Below are 17,610 nucleotides of genomic sequence, written 5' to 3'. Positions count from 1 at the left end.
CACAAGTATCCGCTATTTCAAGGGAGAGCGCCAGCATTCCCGTTGCTCTACCTTCATGAGCATCCGGTGATATCCCCGATAGATCGACGCGGAATACTTATCTCATCTACTGCCTCCTCCCCCTGCTACGATGGGGCTACAGCGGGAGATCTCCCAGTTTGACCTGACGAGCATCATTGTCGGGGCGATCGTCGGTGCCGATATCTACATAGCCTCAGCACTCACGGCCGGCCTGGTCGGCCCGTTCTCAATCGTTCTCTGGGTGGTGGCCGGCCTCTTTGCCATAACGCTTGCGATGATCTTTGCCTACTGCAGTTACTACACCCCCAGGGTCGGTGGGCCGTTTGCCTACGTTTCTGAGGCGCTGGATGACTTTTACGGTTTTCTTGCCGGCTGGAGCATGTGGGTCGCGGAGCTCCTCGCTCTTCCAGTCTTTGCAATCGCGTTTACGAATTATCTCCAGACTCTCGTCCCCCTCACCCCGGCTGCAGGAGTCACCGTGAGAGCAGCCTTCGTCGTCTCCTTGACGCTCGTCAACATAGTCGGCGTCCGGGCAGCAGGGAGACTGAACGATGTCCTGACGCTCATCAAACTCTTTCCCCTGCTCCTCCTGATCATAGCGGGGTTCGGTATCTTCATCCTCCGGCCGGAGATGCTCATCGGAAACTACACCCCGCTGCTCCCTCTCGGACTCGAGAATATCTCCCACGCTCTGGTCCTGATCTTCTGGGCTTATGCCGGGTTCGAGATGGGGACACTTCCAGCCGGCGAAGTACAGGACCCGCAGAAGGCCATCCCCCGAGCCATCATCAGCGGAATACTGATCGTCGCTCTCTTTTACCTCTCGACGAACTTCGTCCTCTTCGGGCTCGTCAACTGGACCCAACTAGAACAGAATCCCGTGCCGCTTGTCACAGCCGGCACCATCCTCTTCGGGTCGATAGGAGCGCTCATCATGACGGTCGGCGCTCTCTTCTCGGTTGCGGGGTCGGACGAATCGGGAATGCTCGGCAGCGCACGGCTCGCATATGCGATGGCGATTGACGGGCTCTTTCCCCGTGCGTTTGCGAAGGTTCACCCGAACTACGGAACGCCGTACGTAGCTCTCATTGTCCAGGGGGTGCTCGCGTTCGTCCTCTCGAACATCGGGAACCTTCCCGGGATGATATCGTTTGCTGTCTTCAACCTCGCGTTCTCGTTCCTGCTTACCTGCTTTTCCCTCATCGTTCTCCGGAGCGACCGGGCTACCAGCCTCCGCGGCCAGCGCATCCTCCCCCTCGCAGGGATCGCAATCTGCCTTTTTCTCCTCTTCTCCACCACAACCTTCGATAAAGTCGCGGGGGCCCTGGTTGTCCTCGCAGGGATCCCGGTCTACCTCTACTACTCTCCGAAGGCAGATATGCGCCACCTCAAAGATCTCTTCCTCTCCGAGGAGGCCGTGCTCCTGCGACGGCTTGAGGCAAAGGAGACTTACCTCGCAAACTTCCTGAACCTCATCCACAGGATTCTGAGATGGACTCGGGGATAACACCCGTCTCCTCCCGCTCATGGAAAAGCAGCCGATGGACCCGGTCGCCGCCCTCAAGATTTTTGTCGCAGTCATCATGACGGCCGTAGAGGCAGATGCGATGCTTTGGTCCATATCGCGGATTCGCTGGCCATCGATAGCCACATCTGCCTCATCACCTGCTCGAACCGGTCAACCAGATGCTACAGAAGCGTCGGTCGTACTCCCAAAGGGCCGGATCGCTCTCCATCTCCCTGGCGCATTCGTGTGGACCAAAGTCACCCCGCTAATAAAAAGAGAGGGAAAAAAATCGTATCATATCACGCAAAGGGGTGCTTTGCAGTGTCCTTCTGGGCGAGCACCTCTCGCATCCTCGGCTCGCCGGTCATCGCCCGGCGGATGGCGGTCTTTGTCGCCTCATAGTTCCAGTCATAGATCTTCTTCTTGTCCGACGCATCCCACTCGATGAAGACCGACGCAATGATCAGCAGGTCATCGGCCTCTTCCTCCGGGATGATGCCTTCCGCGACGCTGTCGACCACCGCCTTCGCGACGGCGGCCTGTGCCGGGCCGAAGATCAGGAGAGCCTGGTTTGCGTGTTTGATCGTGACTTTGTTGACCATCAGTGTCGAAGGCCTTGCAGGAACGTTGGGGGTGAGGACAGCAAGGAGCGGCGTGTGGCCCTTTGCCGGCGATGCAAGCGCCGAAACAAAGGCCTGCTCCACGCTGCTTCCCTTCTTCCCGATGACAAGGTCGACATGGGCAACCTCCGGCCCTTCGCCGACCAGTGCTTCTCCGATGAGTGCATGTTCGATATTGACCATAGTCTCACACTCCAAGAATTGTGAATGATGGTAATGGAGTATCTGGAAGGAAAAATGTTATGAAATACATCCCTTTTCTTGGCAGAGGAGACTCGAGTGCCTCTCGAGCGGCGAGAGGGCATCGGCCCCTTATCGGTCTCGTTCCTCGTTCCGAGGCATGAACGGCAGGGCTGTCTGTAAACCTCTGATGCTTCTCAAAACCATACCCTTATATCCCTCGCTCCGTATTATAGGTTAAAACGCAACGGTCTTCACAGTCGTGTCCGCATAGGGATGCTTGAACGCATTCAGAAGATAATGGTTGCGTCAGGCATATTGAATCAATTGGGGGGCTTTCGTGGATTCGATCAGGATTGCAATTGTTGGCGTCGGGAATTGCGCCAGTTCGCTGCTCCAGGGAATCGAATATTACCGCGGGAAAAGCGAGGATGTCGCAACCGGACTGATGCATTGGGACCTTGGCGGCTACCTGCCGTCTGATATCGAGGTGGTCGCAGCCTTCGATATCGATGCAAGGAAGGTCGGGAAAGATCTCGCCGAGGCAATCTTCGCACCTCCAAACTGCACCACAATCTTTTATCCAAACATGCCCAGGACCGGGGTGACCGTCCAGATGGGGCGGGTGATGGACGGGTTCCCCGAGCACATGCAAGAGTATCCGGAGGAGTGCAGGTTCGTGCTTGCCAGCGAAGAGGAGGCATCCCGTGAAGAGGTCGTCCGGACGCTCAAGGAATCCGGCGCAGAGATGCTGCTCAATTACTTGCCGGTGGGATCGGACGAGGCTGCACGGTTCTACGCCGAGTGTGCGCTTGAAGCGGGCGTCGCCCTCATCAACAACATGCCGGTCTTCATTGCAAGCGATCCTGCCTGGGCGGAGAGATTTCGTGAGAAGGGCCTCCCGATCATCGGCGACGACGTCAAGGCCCAGATCGGCGCGACGATCACCCACCGGGTCCTCGCCGACCTCTTCCGGCGACGGGGGGTGAGGCTGGATCGGACCTACCAGCTCAACACCGGCGGTAATACCGATTTCTTAAACATGCTCAACCGCAGTCGCCTTGCCTCAAAGCGGGCATCCAAGACCGAAGCGGTGCAATCTGTCCTCGAAGAGCCGCTCGAAGATGAGAATATCCACATCGGCCCGAGCGATTATGTCTGCTGGCAGAAAGACAACAAGGTCTGCTTCCTCAGAATGGAAGGGCGACTTTTCGGGGACGTTCCCATGCATCTTGATCTCCGCCTCTCCGTCGAGGACTCGCCCAACTCCGCAGGGATCGTCATCGATGCCATCCGGTGCTGCAAACTCGCCCTCGACCGGGGAATCAGTGGCGCGCTGATATCCCCGTCTGCCTACTTCATGAAGCACCCTCCGGTCCAGATCAGGGACGATGACGCCTATCGCAGGACGGAAGAGTTCATCCGGGGTCTTCGAGATGAGTGAGAGCCTTCGGCAGATCCTCTCAATGAGGGCGAGATCCCCCGAGATCTGCCGATGCTCAATCCCGTTGTATTTGAGATTTCTACATGGGATGACGTGCAGATCCCACTCCATTTTCGTGTAATGAAAAGACAATCGCTCCCGCATCTCCATTGACGGTCGAGATGCATCTCTCGGCCGTGGCGCAGGGTGGGAGATATGCTTCTCGTAGCCCAATCCGTACCGACTGGATCTCATCCATTCATCAGCGACGGCGCCGCTGGTGGCTGTTCGGCGTGTATAGGTAGCGTGGGAAGAAACGGCGGTCTGGCGGGTGAGGGGATGCTCCCCTTGAAACTTTTCGAGTCAGGGCCGTTTGAAACGTGCTGATACCCAGTCCTGATACGGATTCCATGGGGGTATCGCATTAGGGGGTGGGGTTTCAGAGGAGTGCGACGCTCTGAAAGAGCGGAGCTTGAGCACCGTTAGGTGCGAGGGGGGAGCATCCCCCCTCCCCTGTCCCCTCCCCCCCGAAATGCGATGTCCCCACGGTCCAGTGTGCTGGGTTTTGCCGCTTACTTCCGGTCTTACTCAAACTTGATCCTCGCTCCTCCCTGTCTCTATGTTGTACGTAAGTATCCACCACCCCACCCGGCCTTGCTCATGCTCCGCTCTTTCCGAGCGTCATAAGTCGCACCTCCGGTGCTCCAACTCCTGCCGTTCCGGCCGTCGTAACTTGCACCTGTCGATGTTCCAACTCCTTCCTCTCTGGGAGAGTCGTTCCGCCCATCTGGCGGGGGCAGTGGGTGGCGATAGCCCATGGGAAACCAACTCAGCAGATATGCGACGATAAATCAAAAACCGGACAGATCGTAAGGGCGCAAACCACTTAAAAAGAGCATCCCAAAAACCGAAGCCCGCCGCCCTCACCCCGCCGGTTCCCACCCGGTGCAGACGTCCCTCTTCGGGTCGAGGAGGACGTCGTGCGGGAGCCCGATGAGCGCGACCGCCGCAAGCGCTCCGATGACGCCCCGACCCCCGTGGAGGTGCGCCCCGAATCGTTCGGCGGTCTCCTTAGCCACGTCGCGGGTGAGCACCGATTCCCTCGCGCTCCTGCCATAGGCCCGGAGCGCACCGGGCACCCGGAACCCCGGCCGGACGGCGATGCCCCACTCCAGGGAGACCGCCTCATCGGCGACGAACCGCACAGCCACCTCCTCGATCTGCGGCACAAGGTCGGGCTCCACCGCGAGTTCGATATAACTGCATGAATTTCCCGCGGTTCTGGGCTCGAACCGGGGATTGAGCATCGCAACCCGATGACCGATCGGCATGACGCCATCGAGTTCCGCAAGGTGCTGGAGGAGGGCAAGAGCAAGGGCAAACGTCGCCCCCTCGGTCTCGGTGTCGGTATCGTCGAGCCCGATGGCGACGTAGGTGAGCGCCCGGGTGACCACTTCACCCTCGACTACCGCTCCCTGGCGGTGGACAGTGACCTCGCAGACGCCCTCGGCGAGAGAGAGCATATCCGTAAGGGAGTAGGCCGGGCCACCGATGCACCGGATCTGCTGGCGAATATAGTCGCCATCGTGGTAGACACCGATGATCCCGACCGCCGGGGCGGGATCGAGTCCGACGGCCACCTCCCGACGCCCGATGACCGCCCGTTCCCTGAGCAGGGTTCCGTCCCTGCGGACTGACTGCAAGGGACCGCCGGCGCGGGCGTGATGGAACTCACAAAAGGCGGCACACCCCCCGCTCATGCATTCGTGGTAGATCTCGACCTCGTTGCCGTCGACGGTCGTGAAGACACGTCTGCAGGCGCTCTCCGGCATCACGCTGCTTGCAGCGTATCGGGCCGGATGCCGCCCGCGCTGCTCTTCTGTGATGACGACGCACCCCTCCTCGATGAGACGGTTCACCCAGTCCTGGACCGTGCTCCGGGGAGTGTTGGTGGCCTCCGCAACATCGACCACCGTAAAGAAGCCCTTCTCCAGCGTCATCTGACGCATCAGCCGCAGGTACTCTTTCCTTCGTTCAAGAACCCTGGACATGCCTGTTCCGGAGATAGAGGAGATCGCCAATCACAGCACTCGCAGTCTCCGTGGAGCCCGCGCCCCTTCCGATGAACGTCAGGTCCCCGGCGAGATCGGTCTCAACTGTGACGGCGTTGAGTGTTCCTTCGACGACGAGCGGGTGATCTTTTGGAATGAGCCTCGGTGAGACACGGAGCACCCCGGTTTCCGGAACGATCTCGCCGATGAGCCGGATGGTGCAGTCCTGATCTTCGGCAAGCCGCAAGGCGTCGGGTGTAAGAAGGGTGATCCCCGTCCGCTCTACATCGTCAAGCGTGGTCTGCATATCAAGGATGGTGTTTGCAAGGATGACCAGTTTGATCGCCGCGTCGATGCCTTCGACATCGTAGGTCGGATCCGCCTCAGCATACCCGAGTTCCCGGGCCTCGGCAAGAGCCTGTTCGTAGGTGAGGCCGTCCTTAGCCATCCGGGTAAGGATGTAATTGCAGGTACCGTTGAAGACCCCGTATAGTCGGGAGATGGTGTTTCCCGCGAGCCCCTCCTGCAGGGCATGGATGAGCGGGATCGCCCCACAGACAGTCGCCTCATACTTCAGGAAGACGCCGTTTTTCTCTGCAAGAGCCCGGAGTTCCGGGTAGGCAATTGCTATAGGGCCTTTGTTTGAGGTGACGACGTGTTTGTGGCGTTGAAGGGCAGCCCGGATGTGGCTTAGTGCCGGCTCGGCAGTCTCCACGTTCGTCGGGGTCACCTCAACGAGAACATCGTAGTCCGCCTTTGCCACCACATCCATGGGGCTGATCCCTGGATTGCCGCAGGGAGTGCCGTTCCCTTTCCGGTCGAGCGCCGCCGCAAGGTCGATCCCTTCGGCATCGATGATCCCGCTCTTCGAGTCGGCAAGACCGGTGACGGTGATATTGAGGTCTTTTGCAAGGAGCGCCCGGGCAACCCCCTGGCCGACGGAGCCGAATCCAAGAATGGCGATCCGCATCATGCTTCCTCCAGAGGTTCGATGATGAGGAGGTTTTTCTGCTTCGCGACGCCACGCAGGATCTCGATCGCCTTCTTTGCCTCAGCCCTGGTGGTCGAACGAATGGTGATACGGGCCGAGGAGGGGGAGTCTATGGCAGGCATGACAAGGGAGAGTTCGGTCACCTCCGCAGAACCGGTCCTGTCGATCTGGTCGACAGTATCGGAGAGATCCGTGTGCATCAGGTGGCCGATCATGATCAGCGTGCATTCGTAGAGGAGACGTTCCTCGCCGATGCGCACGACGCTGACACCCTGCTCCCGGAGGAGTTCGAGAAGAGTGTTCAGCCGCCCTTCAGGGAGTTCCAGCACGATCTGGACATCCAGAGTCTCTGCGGCCGTGGAGATCTCCCTTTGATGTATAACTGCAATGATATTTCCTCCGACAGTTGAGATCGGTTTGAGGGCCGCGACCAGCTGTCCGGGCTGATCCTTCATCTCGAGCTTCATGGATACCCGCAAAAAAACCACCTGCTGAATAGTTGACCTGCTGGGAAGATAAGCCTTGTACAATTCAGCAGGCCAACCGTTGAGGTTCCCGCTTGCAAAAATGAGTGAAATATCGGGGTTGGTCGTTACACCGATCCCGGAGCACCGGCGACGATCGAGAGAGCCCGGGTAAACTCCGGGAGAATCTCGGCGGGAATGCCCATAACGAGCTCGTCATTCTCGATTCCGGAGAACCGGCGCGAGCCATCGCAGCCGAGGGAGTAATTGATTCTGCCCGTGAGGTAGGGCTGCGCGGTCGCGTCCGCACAGACCGACTGAATCCCCGACATCGAGGACTCGATCCGGCCGCCAAGATGGTAAAGCGTGGCTTGAGCGAGTTTGAGCATTTCCCGGGGCTGGGCGACGATGACGACGACGTGTGGGTCAAACGGCGTCTTCTCAAGCGGCGCATAGACCGTCGCGTAGGTCTCAAGTTCGGGGACGTGCGGCACCTGCTGGATGGTCCGCATACAGGCGGCCCAACTCTCGAACTTGCCAAGTTTGTGGTAGAACTCCCCGCTGCGGAGGCTTTTGGTGAGTTCTTTCAGCCCGAGGGCCCACCCACCCCCCGCGCAGACGTGCTTGTCGCCGGTCGCGTAAAAGATCTCACCGTCGAATCGGGCTTTGCTGATCATCTGGCAATGGCGGATCGTCTCCTCGATCGGCTTGACTCCTTCGGGAATACCTTCAGGGCTCTTTGCAAACTTGACCGCAACTGGAGAGCCTCGCAGGTTGAGGATTCCCTGCAGCGTCTTTGCGATCTCCGCATACGGGATCTTCGTACGCATCTGGTCTTCCATATCTCACTCCTCTGTGGAGATAGTCCCCGTGGTCATTCATAAAATCTCTGTTTGGGTATCAACAGGGTCAGAGATTGCGCAGTTTGTGATTCACCTTCTCAAAGAAAGGCTTGTCAGTATGGACGAAGAGGGCCGGTTGGTCCGATTTCCTGACCGTTACGGTGGCATTTCGCTCGAGCTCGAACGTGCTCTGCCCGTCGATGACGAGGTGAGCCGGTTTCTCGGTCTCAAGCCTGATCTCAAGATCCCTCCTCGTGCTGATGAGGTGCGGTCGGGACGAGAGCATGTAGGGAGCGAGCGGAATGATGAGGATCCCCTCGATCTGCGGATCGATGATGGGCCCTCCTGCGCTCATAGCATATGCAGTCGATCCGGTTGGGGTTGATACAAGCAGGCCGTCGGCCCTGACCCGTTCTGCAGGCGTCCCGTCGACGTAGACGGTGAATCTGAGCATCTTTGCCGGCCGATCGGTGACAATGACCGCCTCGTTGAGGGCATCCCCAAAGTATCTTCCATCGACCGAGAGGCTGATCCGCATCCGGCGCTCGACCTGGAATCCAGTTTTATGTGCGGCAAAGAACGCACGCGCTTCGTCGGGCTCGAGGTCCGCAAGAAACCCCACCTCACCCCAGTTTACTCCGATGACCGGGAGTTGCGTCTTCATCTGATGAACGGTGAGGAGGACCGATCCGTCGCCCCCGACGACCACGACCAGGTCGCCCGAGAAGTCCTCAAAGGGGATGCCCTTCTCTCCGATCTCTCTTGCCGTTCCCTCCTCGAGAGCAACCTCGTGCCCCAAAGCCTCGAGATCCCGGGCAAGTTCAGCAGTGTAACGGAGCGCGTCCGTATCGTCGATACGGGATACCAGTACAGCCTTCATTCCAAGGTTACCTCAGATACTCGATGACTTTGTTGTGCACGATGCTGTTCGTGGCAACGAGGCTCCTCCCGACGGAGACCTCGTCAGGGAAGGTAAGGGTGTTTCCATCGAGATCGGAGATCCTCCCACCCGCCTCCTCGCAGACCAGCATTCCGGCGGCCGCATCCGTGACGCGGAGTGTCCCCCGCACGTCGATAAATCCATCGATGCGGCCGCATCCTACGTAGCAGAGTTCGAGCGCGGATGCGCCGAGGAGGCGCCACCGCCGGATCTTCTGGTTGATCCCGAGAACACGGGTCGGGTCGAACTTCCGGCCGTAGACGCTCATGGCGCTCTTCTCGAGGAGCGATACCTTCGAGACGTGGATGACACGCCCGTCAAGGTAAGCGCCTTCTCCCCGGACGGCATGGAATGTCTCTCCCGTGGCGAGATTCTGGACGTATCCCGCCTGTACGACGCCATCCTCAGCATACGCTATGGAGATGGCGTAGAAGGGGATCCCAACCACAGCGTTATAGGTGCCGTCGATCGGATCGAGGAAGATAGTGCCGCTCTCGCCGCCCATCTCGGCACATCCGAGTTCCTCGCTGATCAGGCGGCGGCAGAACGGATGATGCGTAAAGTAGTCGACAACGATATCCTCTGCAACCTGATCGATCTTTTTGGTGGGCGTTCCGTCTGCGCCCATCTTTACATACTCCCCTGCTTCCGGCGTTCCGACCATGCCGGCCACTGCATCCCGGACGGCCCCGGCCAGGTCGTCACATGCCCGGATGAACTCCATCAAAGCCCTCGTACCTTCCCTCGTTCTACGGTGTATTTATGTAATGTAATCCAGATACATTAATCACGCGTTTTATCGAGTGAGTCAATATGAAGGAACAGACTGAAGTTGGAAAGCTGAAAGAGGGACGCTATGTCGTCGTTGATGATGAGCCGTGCAAGATTGTCGCCATCGCTACATCCAAACCAGGGAAGCATGGGGCAGCAAAATCCAGAATAGACTGCATCGGCATCTTTGACGGCGTCAAGCGTTCGATCGTTCAGCCGGTCTCGGCAAAGACCTACGTCCCCGTAGTAGAGCGAAAGATTGCGCAGGTTATCTCGATTGCCGGTACAACCCTCCAGCTCATGGATGTCAAGGACTTTGAGATGTTCGAGCTGACCGTAAGTGAGGAACAGGTCGCCGGTCTAGAGCCTGGTCAGGAGATCGCGTACATCTCATCCCTGGGTAAGAAGAAACTTGAGTGACCAATACTGGCTATCAAAGACGGGCATGCATGAGCTTGCTCATCTCCATTTTGCGGACGCGGATGCGTCCTATGAGGACGCCCGCTACGCCATCTTCGGCGTTCCCTACGATGGCACGACGTCGTTTAGACCGGGAACGCGATTTGGACCGAGGGCGATTCGAGAACTCTCGTTCAACTTTGAGTCTTACGAGCCGTCGACCGGGATAGACCTCTTCGAGGTTCCGGTCGTGGATCTTGGCGACCTTGAAGTCTCCCGGCTGCCGGAGGAGGTTGTTGGGCAGGTGGCTGACGTTGCGGGCGATATCGTCGGCGACGGCAAGATCCCGGTGATGCTCGGCGGCGAGCATACAGCCACAATCGGCACGGTGAGAGCCGTCCGGCCGGAGGTCTACGTCGTCTGCGACGCGCACCTGGATCTCCGGGACGAACTCGATGGGACACCCTACAGCCACGGCTGCGTCACCCGGCGCGTCCTCGATACGGTCAAGGATATTGTCATCATCGGCGCACGGAGCGGGGACCGTGAACAGTTTGAGTTCGCAACAGAAGAGACCCGGCTCTATACCGCCGATACGGTGCGGGAGCGAGGCATATCCGATATCCTCCGCGAGATCCGGGAGCATATCGGCGGGAGAAGGACCTATCTTTCGATCGACGCCGATGCGATCGACTGCTGCCTCACGCCCGGCCTCGGCACGCCTGAACCGTTCGGGCTGACACCGCTTGATATCCGCGAGATCGTGCGGGCCCTTGCACCGGATGCTGTCGGGTTCGATTATGTCGAGGTCGCTCCGTTCGATACCGGACAGACGGCAACGGTGGCCGCGCAGATCGTTCGAGAATTCATCGCCCGGCACTGGATCGCGAATCAGTAACTGCTCAGCAAAGATCAGTTACTTAGGTCTCTTTTTGCTATTCTTTCTGAAACGGTAGTAACTCAAGGGATGGCTGATCCGCTCGCAGTCTTTGTTTTTGTTGGTGCAGAGCCCGAAGGTGCGCATCGTGGCGCATGACGGCGGCGTATACTCTGTCCCCCCACGGCCGGAGATGTGCTCCACCTGGTACATCGTCATATCCAGGTCGAAGTCGGGCGCCCGTGAGAAGATCTCCGCGATTCCGGTGGTGTTCATACCTATCGTATGGAGGAACGACGTGATAGCAAACCGACCCATGTGTGTCAGGTTTGTCCCTGCACCGATCGCCTGGATGAGCGCACTTATGCAGGGCGGGAATGCCTCCTCTTCGATATCGCCGAATTGTTCCAGAATCTGTTGTTGCTGCAACGCAGTGATCTCGTTTGCAATCGGACGGAGGCGCTCGCAGATCGCGGGCGGGATCCGAAGCGGCAGCTGATCTACGAGGATGAACCGGATCCGCTCCCGGATCAACTCATCGATATCGCCCGGCTCAAGGCGGACCGCACCCTGGCGTACATCCCTGTTCACGAGCCGCCAACGCCGGTCGCGCATGCGGGAGACCAGTTCGACGTATTCGGTGACCGGCAGGGTTGTTGCCTCGGTATTGATCCCGATGCTCCAGGCAACGAATTGCCGGATCAGTGGATCGTCGTTCTCAAGAAAGAACGAAGCGCGCTCTGCCTCGTAACGGGCAAGCCGATCGATGAGGGAGCGATCTCCGATGCAGGAGACCAGCACCCGGGCAAGGGCGTAACTCGCAATCTCAAGCTCGGGTTTGAGGTTCTGTGTGGTCTCGTCCTGGAAACTTCTCTTTGAGTTCAGAGCGGCGATGATCCGATCTTTTGCCCGTTCGAGCGCCATGGCTCCCGAACCACTTGCGAGAAATTCCTCGAGCGACTCGACGTGCCGACGGGCCAGCTGCTGTGACTCTTTTAAAAATGGGTATTTGGTGAGTTCTTTATGGTCCAGTACGACATCCATTAATCAGCCTCAATCCGAGGAGCAAGGAGATACTCAACGCGGCCGTTGCCGTCCGCAATGTCAAAGGCAAACCGTACGGGGTGATCGATGCCGAGATAGACCTCCACTTCATCAGCGCGTGCCATGACCTTGCCCATATCCTTCAGATAATCTATTGAGAAGAGGGAACGTGCCCGAACCGGGTTCAAGGCAACAAGTTCGTCCTCACCGAGTGCGAGTTTGATATGGTCGGTGTCCCCCTCCGCTTCCATATAGAAGGTCATGCTATCCGGGTCGATCCCGAGCGCGATCTTATCGGAGATGACGGCAGCCGCTTTGATGGCGTTGTTCAGCGCGTCGCCCGAGAGGACTGCCTTTCCGGGAAGCTCGATCCCCGGCGGATTTGGATCTTTGCGGATGGTGTTGACGTCAAGCAGCGTGACCGAGTAGCGGTAGCCTCCGAAACTCATCTCCAGCTTCCGCTCGTCATCGAGCAGATTGAGCGTCAACGCGTCGCCCTTCCCCATCATACCGAGGATGTTCTTCATCTTCGCGATATCGAGACCCAGCTCCCCGGGTGTCGCCGAGAACGAGTTGAACGCCGTGCTCCGGAGGTTCAGGGAGACCATGGCCACGTTTGCGGTATCGACGGCCCGCGTCCAGATCTGATCTTCTGCCGTGTGCAGGCGGCACTCCGTCACCAGTGCGGCGATTGCGTCGATGGATTCCCGGAATATTTCTGCATCAATCGTTGCCTTTAACATTCTGACCCCTTATCAAAATCTCGTCTAGAGTATATAATCGCGTTATTCATTATAGTGCTTTACGATATGCGCCAATTGCTATGCGCTCCGCGAACCAGATGGAACCATTGCCTTCATGATGACCTGAATCATACATTATACATAATCTTCTGGTTACTTCGATAGTACAGGCAACCGCCTGCCAGCCCAAATGGGGGGAGATCTTGCGATGGGTTCTCAATGGACAAAAGATAGCGTCTATAGAAAGGCGATGAAGGCCGGATACCGGGCGCGGGCTGCATACAAACTGCTGGAGATCCAGCAGCGCAACGGGATCATCAGGCCCGACGATAACATCGTCGACCTTGGGGCGGCACCGGGAAGCTGGCTGCAGGTACTCCGCGATCTGACGAAAGGCAAGGTCATCGGCGTGGATCTCAACCCAATTGCTCCACTCGAAGGGGTCACCACCATTGTCGGAGACTTCACCGACCCACTTGTCCAGGAACGCATCCGAAAGGAGGCTGACGGCGTCGTCAACGTTGTGGTCTCCGATGCCTCGCCGAAACTCTCCGGCCAGAAGAGTTACGACCAGGCCCGTGCGATTGGGCTCGGTGAGGAGGCCCTAGCGTTTGCATGCACGATCTTAAAGCCTGGCGGAAATATGGTGATCAAATCGTTCCAGGGCGAGCTCTTCGGGGAATTGATTGCCGAAGTAAGGAAGCACTTCCACTCTGTCCGCGGGTATCGAACGAAGGCGACGCGGCGAGGGAGTGCCGAGACCTACATAATTGCGAAGAACTTCAAGGGAACATGCGATGGTGCTGAAGGACCCCTATAACCGAACCGTGACCAATCTCCGGATCAGTCTGACCTCCCGGTGCAACCTGCGGTGCATCTACTGCCATGCTGAGGGCGAGGTGAGCCCGGAGGAGCAGATGAGCGCTGAGGATATCGCCGAACTGATACGGGTGGGCGTACAGTTCGGCGTCAAGAGTGTCAAGTTTACCGGCGGGGAGCCCCTGCTCCGCCGCGATCTCGTGGATATCATTCGTTCGGTGCCGCCGGGCGTCGAGTCCTCCCTTACGACGAACGGGACGCTGCTTGCAAAAATGGCGGCTGAACTCAAATCTGCCGGTCTTGCCAGAGTGAATGTCAGTCTCGATACGCTCCGCCCCGAGCGCTACCGCCAGATTACGGGGAAGGACTGCCTCGCTGATGTCCTCGCCGGGATAGATGCGGCGATCGAGGTCGGCCTCACTCCGGTCAAGATCAATATGGTGCTCCTTGAAGGCATCAACGAGGATGAGGTAGACGACTTCATGGCCTTTGTCCGCGGCAAGCGTGACCTCATCCTGCAGGTCATCGAGTTGATGGAGTTCAACGAGTGCAAGTTCCACGGCGATGTGGACAGCGTCGAGCAGGAACTCAATGAGAAGGCAACCCGGGTCGTCACCCGCAGGATGCATCACCGCAAAAAGTACTGCCTCGATGGTGCTGAGGTTGAGGTGGTCCGGCCTCTCCACAACACGGAATTCTGTGCATTCTGCAACCGCCTGCGCGTGACGTCGGATGGCAAACTCAAGCCCTGTCTTCTGCGAAGCGACAATCTGGTGGATACCAGAGGCAAGCACGGCAAAGAACTTGAAGATGCATTCAGGGAAGCCGTGAGCAGGCGTAAGCCGTTCTTCACGTGAATACCGTCATCATAGGCGGAACCGTAACTGAAGCGACAGACGGAACCAGGGTCATGCGCCTTGCCTGGGCAAGGCCAGAACCTGCCAACAGGCAATGGATAACCCCTCCCCCTTGTCCGGGATTGCCGGTCCCACCACTGTATGAGAGGGGTACTTTTTTGTACCATTCTTCCCAATAGGAAGAAGTATGCTAGAAATGAACGAGTATGCTCGCGTCATGCAGATGTTCTACAACAAATCGTTAATTCTAGAAAATCCCAGCGAGTTTCACCCGGTCCTGTACTTCTACTTCACTGATGCTCTTGCCCACATTGATTACACCCTCAGTGTTCTCGCCTACAACTACATGTCGCCTCGAAACATCATGAGCATGGAGTACATGCGGTGGCGCCTGGACGAGGAGAAGGTCGGTGAGCGGGCGCATTTCCCCGAATTCATCAACTGGCTCAAAGAAAAGCACCCGGACGTATTCGAGGAACTCCCGATCCTCTGGTCCGGCATCTACGACCGTGAGGACCCTGCTCAGTATCGGAGTTTCCGCATTGTGCTCAACCCCGACGAGAAAAAGGCTATCCCGGCTGAGTACCTCTCGATGTTCATCGACGAGTTCTTCGACCCGAAGTTTATCAAACAGCTCTACAAGACCTCGAAACTCGCCCGCCTCTTTGACGAATATGTAGCAAGCAGATCTGCGTAAGGAGACCCGCATATGGATGTCGCCCGCCTCACCTCATCGCTCGTCCAGATCAGGAGCGAGAACCCGCCAGGGAACACCGCAGATATCGTCGCATTCATCGGGGAGTTCCTTGATGCGCTTGGAGTGAAGAGCCGGATTGTCTCAAACCCTGGCGGGCGTGATAACCTCGTCACGACCGAACCCGATCCCCGGCTCCTCCTCTGCGGCCACGTCGACGTAGTCCCTGCCATCCCCGATGACTGGAGACACGACCCCTACAGCGGGGAGATTGGCGACGGCTACGTCTGGGGGCGGGGCGCTACCGATATGAAAGGCGGGTGTGCCGCTCTCCTTACCGCGTACCGTGACCTGATCGAGGAGGGAATAGACCCAAAGGTGCAGCTTGCTTTCGTCTGCGACGAGGAGACCGGCGGGGAATATGGGATCCGGTCGCTGCTTGCACAGGATCTGCTCAAGCCCCGCGAATGCCTGATCGCCGAACCAACTCCGGCACTCAGCCCGGGGATCGGCCAGAAAGGCCTCTACCGGATCAACCTCTCGTTCCGCGGCCAACCGGGACACAGTTCGCTCTATCCTATCGTCGGGAAGAGTGCTGTTATGGCGGCGTTCGATCTCATCGGCTACCTGCGGGAGCTCCACGCGCATCCCTTCCCGCCAGGAAAAGACCTGCAGCCTCTTATCACCCAGTCCGCCCGGGTCTTCCGCGACGTCTTCGGTATCGAGGGGGGAGAAGAGATCCTCACCAGGTTGATGTTCAACCCTGGGCGCATCGAGGGCGGAGAGAAGGCGAACATTGTGGCGGAGCAGTGCCGGATGGATCTCGACATCCGGGTGCCGTGGGGGTGCTCCCTCGAGGACCTCCGGAGAGGTATCGCCGAACACGCACCGGACGCGACAATCCGTGAGATGGATGTGGCCGAACCGACCCTGACGCCTCTGGACGCCCGGATTGTCCGAGCGGTCTGTCAGGAGGTGGAACGGGTCTACGGGATGCCGGCGGTCCCGTTCCTCCAGTGGGCGGCAAGCGACGCAAAGTACCTCCGGGATGAGGGATTTGCTGTCGTTGAATACGGGCCGGGAGAAGTCCCGACGCTGCACGCGGTAGACGAGCGGGTCAGCGTAAGGCAACTTGAGATGGCGGTGGATGTGTACCGGGGGGTTATTCGGGGGTACTCAGGGTAACCAGGAGTCTTGGCCGTCATCAACCGCAAGTTACTTTCCGATCGAAAATGAAGGCCAAGCGGAATTGCATTGGGTGCTGCGTCAGTATGCTCTTGCCCACGTGTTGTGCCTATTCATCGTATAGTTCCAGGCAAACGCGATGAATATCCCCACAAGGTTCGCGATGAGATAGTAGACCCCGACAATATCCGCAAGAAGATAGAGAATGACCATGTTGATTGCGAGCCCACCCATTGATACCGCCTGGAACGATCCGAACCGCGAAATTTTCTGCTTGAACTTCAGGTTTTTTGCTGAACGAAATGTCCAGACATCATTCCAGATGAAATTGTTTACGATTGAGAGTTCGATTGCGATTGCTGCGGAGACCAGATAATAGAGGCCAGCGATCTCAGTCAGAGCGTAGAGGAGGCCCATATTGACCAGAATCCCGGAAAGCCCGACAAATCCGAACCGAAGGACCTTCGTCCACTCAGCCCAGACCGGCCCAGTCCTATGTGCCATCGCAAAGTGGATGATACTGGCGCACTGTCCGAGGTAGTCGATCATCGTGCCGAGCCGCAGTTTGCTTTCTCCCTCCTCACGATCTTTGAAGACGAACGGTATCTCGGTAAACGAGCGCCATCGGCCCTTGCCAAGGATCTCCATCAGGATCTTGTAGCCCCGTGGCGCAAGGGGAGCACCGGAAACGACCTCCCGCCGCACGGCAAAGAACCCGCTTACGGGATCTGTGACCTCCGGGAAGAGAATACGGCCAAATGCGGTGGCGCCGAGGGATATGATCCTTCGTTTGAGCGGCCATTGTTCGATATCTCCACCCTTCATGTACCTACTTCCTATGGCGATGTCTGCCCCCTCTCGTATCGCCTCATAGAACTTGGGAATGAGCTCCGGTGGGTGCGAAAAATCAGCATCGATAACCTGCAGGATATCGGATCGAGCCGCTCGGAACCCCTCGACGACTGACTGAGAGAGACCGTGATCTTCTCTCCGGACAATCAGCCGTACGTTGCTATTTTTGCCGGTGATCTCCCGAACGATCGGGATCGTACGGTCCTTCGAGTCATCGTCCACGACCAGGATTTCGCCGTGGATGCTGTTCTTCGTGAGAACAGTGTTGACCGCATCAATGATTGCTGCGATATTCTCCTCTTCATTGAAGGTCGGGATGATTACTGTGAG

The 17,610-nt window shown here is 58.0% G+C and carries 18 protein-coding genes; 8 read left to right on the top strand and 10 right to left on the bottom strand.

Features of this window, described 5'->3' with window-relative positions:
- Window positions 1-130 precede the first annotated feature (130 nt).
- Window positions 131-1,528, top strand: coding sequence for an APC family permease (locus tag MCUTH_RS01085; RefSeq protein WP_066954230.1), 1,398 nt, complete (start codon window positions 131-133; stop codon window positions 1,526-1,528).
- Window positions 1,529-1,827: 299 nt separating this feature from the next.
- On the opposite strand, the gene fae is transcribed toward MCUTH_RS01085, so the two are convergent.
- Window positions 1,828-2,331 carry a formaldehyde-activating enzyme gene (gene fae / locus MCUTH_RS01080; protein ID WP_066954227.1) on the bottom strand — a complete coding sequence of 168 codons (504 nt, stop codon included), beginning with the start codon at window positions 2,329-2,331 and terminating at the stop codon, window positions 1,828-1,830.
- Between the two features lie 337 nt (window positions 2,332-2,668).
- Between fae and MCUTH_RS01075 the strand changes: the two genes are divergently transcribed.
- On the top strand, window positions 2,669-3,772 hold the full coding sequence (locus MCUTH_RS01075) for an inositol-3-phosphate synthase (RefSeq protein WP_066954224.1): 1,104 nt from the start codon (window positions 2,669-2,671) through the stop codon (window positions 3,770-3,772).
- A gap of 902 nt (window positions 3,773-4,674) precedes the next feature.
- Here the strand turns inward: MCUTH_RS01075 and MCUTH_RS01070 are convergent.
- From MCUTH_RS01070 to MCUTH_RS01045, 6 genes are all read right to left on the bottom strand, one after another.
- Window positions 4,675-5,802, bottom strand: a complete 1,128-nt coding sequence (locus tag MCUTH_RS01070; protein WP_066954221.1) for a helix-turn-helix domain-containing protein — start codon at window positions 5,800-5,802, stop codon at window positions 4,675-4,677.
- The gene (locus tag MCUTH_RS01065; RefSeq protein ID WP_066954692.1) at window positions 5,786-6,772 is read right to left on the bottom strand and encodes a homoserine dehydrogenase; all 987 of its coding nucleotides are present in this window, start codon (window positions 6,770-6,772) and stop codon (window positions 5,786-5,788) included. Before MCUTH_RS01065 ends, MCUTH_RS01070 begins: the two co-directional genes overlap by 17 nt.
- Window positions 6,772-7,260, bottom strand: a complete 489-nt coding sequence (locus MCUTH_RS01060) for an amino acid-binding protein (protein ID WP_066954218.1) — start codon at window positions 7,258-7,260, stop codon at window positions 6,772-6,774. Before MCUTH_RS01060 ends, MCUTH_RS01065 begins: the two co-directional genes overlap by 1 nt.
- 125 nt (window positions 7,261-7,385) lie before the next feature.
- Window positions 7,386-8,099 (bottom strand): DUF169 domain-containing protein, encoded by a 714-nt coding sequence (locus MCUTH_RS01055; protein WP_066954215.1) that lies wholly within the window; start codon window positions 8,097-8,099, stop codon window positions 7,386-7,388.
- 67 nt (window positions 8,100-8,166) lie between these two features.
- A complete protein-coding gene (locus tag MCUTH_RS01050; protein ID WP_066954212.1) occupies window positions 8,167-8,979 on the bottom strand; it encodes an NAD(+)/NADH kinase in 813 nt (270 codons plus the stop codon).
- Between the two features lie 7 nt (window positions 8,980-8,986).
- Complete coding sequence (locus tag MCUTH_RS01045; RefSeq protein ID WP_066954209.1) at window positions 8,987-9,763, bottom strand: bifunctional fructose-bisphosphatase/inositol-phosphate phosphatase; 777 nt, start codon at window positions 9,761-9,763, stop codon at window positions 8,987-8,989.
- Window positions 9,764-9,852: 89 nt separating this feature from the next.
- Between MCUTH_RS01045 and MCUTH_RS01040 the strand changes: the two genes are divergently transcribed.
- Together MCUTH_RS01040 and speB are read left to right on the top strand one after the other, a co-directional pair.
- Window positions 9,853-10,230, top strand: a complete 378-nt coding sequence (locus MCUTH_RS01040) for a translation initiation factor IF-5A (RefSeq protein WP_066954206.1) — start codon at window positions 9,853-9,855, stop codon at window positions 10,228-10,230.
- 25 nt (window positions 10,231-10,255) lie between these two features.
- Entirely contained in the window at window positions 10,256-11,107 is an 852-nt protein-coding gene (speB, locus tag MCUTH_RS01035; protein ID WP_066954203.1) for an agmatinase, read from the top strand.
- An 18-nt stretch (window positions 11,108-11,125) separates the two neighbouring features.
- Here the strand turns inward: speB and priL are convergent, their stop codons facing one another.
- Window positions 11,126-12,130, bottom strand: coding sequence for a DNA primase regulatory subunit PriL (priL, locus tag MCUTH_RS01030; protein WP_066954200.1), 1,005 nt, complete (start codon window positions 12,128-12,130; stop codon window positions 11,126-11,128).
- The gene (locus tag MCUTH_RS01025) at window positions 12,130-12,873 is read right to left on the bottom strand and encodes a DNA polymerase sliding clamp (protein ID WP_066954197.1); all 744 of its coding nucleotides are present in this window, start codon (window positions 12,871-12,873) and stop codon (window positions 12,130-12,132) included. Before MCUTH_RS01025 ends, priL begins: the two co-directional genes overlap by 1 nt.
- A gap of 208 nt (window positions 12,874-13,081) precedes the next feature.
- On the opposite strand from MCUTH_RS01025, the gene MCUTH_RS01020 reads away from it, so the two are divergent.
- From MCUTH_RS01020 to MCUTH_RS01005, 4 genes are all read left to right on the top strand, one after another.
- A complete protein-coding gene (locus MCUTH_RS01020; RefSeq protein WP_066954194.1) occupies window positions 13,082-13,693 on the top strand; it encodes an RlmE family RNA methyltransferase in 612 nt (203 codons plus the stop codon).
- Window positions 13,671-14,549 carry a GTP 3',8-cyclase MoaA gene (moaA, locus tag MCUTH_RS01015; protein WP_066954191.1) on the top strand — a complete coding sequence of 293 codons (879 nt, stop codon included), beginning with the start codon at window positions 13,671-13,673 and terminating at the stop codon, window positions 14,547-14,549. Before MCUTH_RS01020 ends, moaA begins: the two co-directional genes overlap by 23 nt.
- Before the next feature lie 187 nt (window positions 14,550-14,736).
- Window positions 14,737-15,246 carry a hypothetical protein gene (locus tag MCUTH_RS01010; RefSeq protein ID WP_066954188.1) on the top strand — a complete coding sequence of 170 codons (510 nt, stop codon included), beginning with the start codon at window positions 14,737-14,739 and terminating at the stop codon, window positions 15,244-15,246.
- A gap of 12 nt (window positions 15,247-15,258) precedes the next feature.
- Complete coding sequence (locus MCUTH_RS01005; protein WP_066954184.1) at window positions 15,259-16,428, top strand: M20 family metallopeptidase; 1,170 nt, start codon at window positions 15,259-15,261, stop codon at window positions 16,426-16,428.
- Window positions 16,429-16,509: 81 nt separating this feature from the next.
- On the opposite strand, the gene MCUTH_RS01000 is transcribed toward MCUTH_RS01005, so the two are convergent.
- Window positions 16,510-17,598, bottom strand: coding sequence for a glycosyltransferase (locus MCUTH_RS01000; protein WP_394328759.1), 1,089 nt, complete (start codon window positions 17,596-17,598; stop codon window positions 16,510-16,512).
- Window positions 17,599-17,610 lie beyond the last annotated feature (12 nt).

This window comes from Methanoculleus thermophilus, from assembly GCF_001571405.1.
Classification (GTDB): Archaea; Halobacteriota; Methanomicrobia; order Methanomicrobiales; family Methanoculleaceae; genus Methanoculleus; species Methanoculleus thermophilus.
Note: the sequence above shows the minus strand (reverse complement) of the source record. Positions and strands in the feature narration are given on the sequence as shown.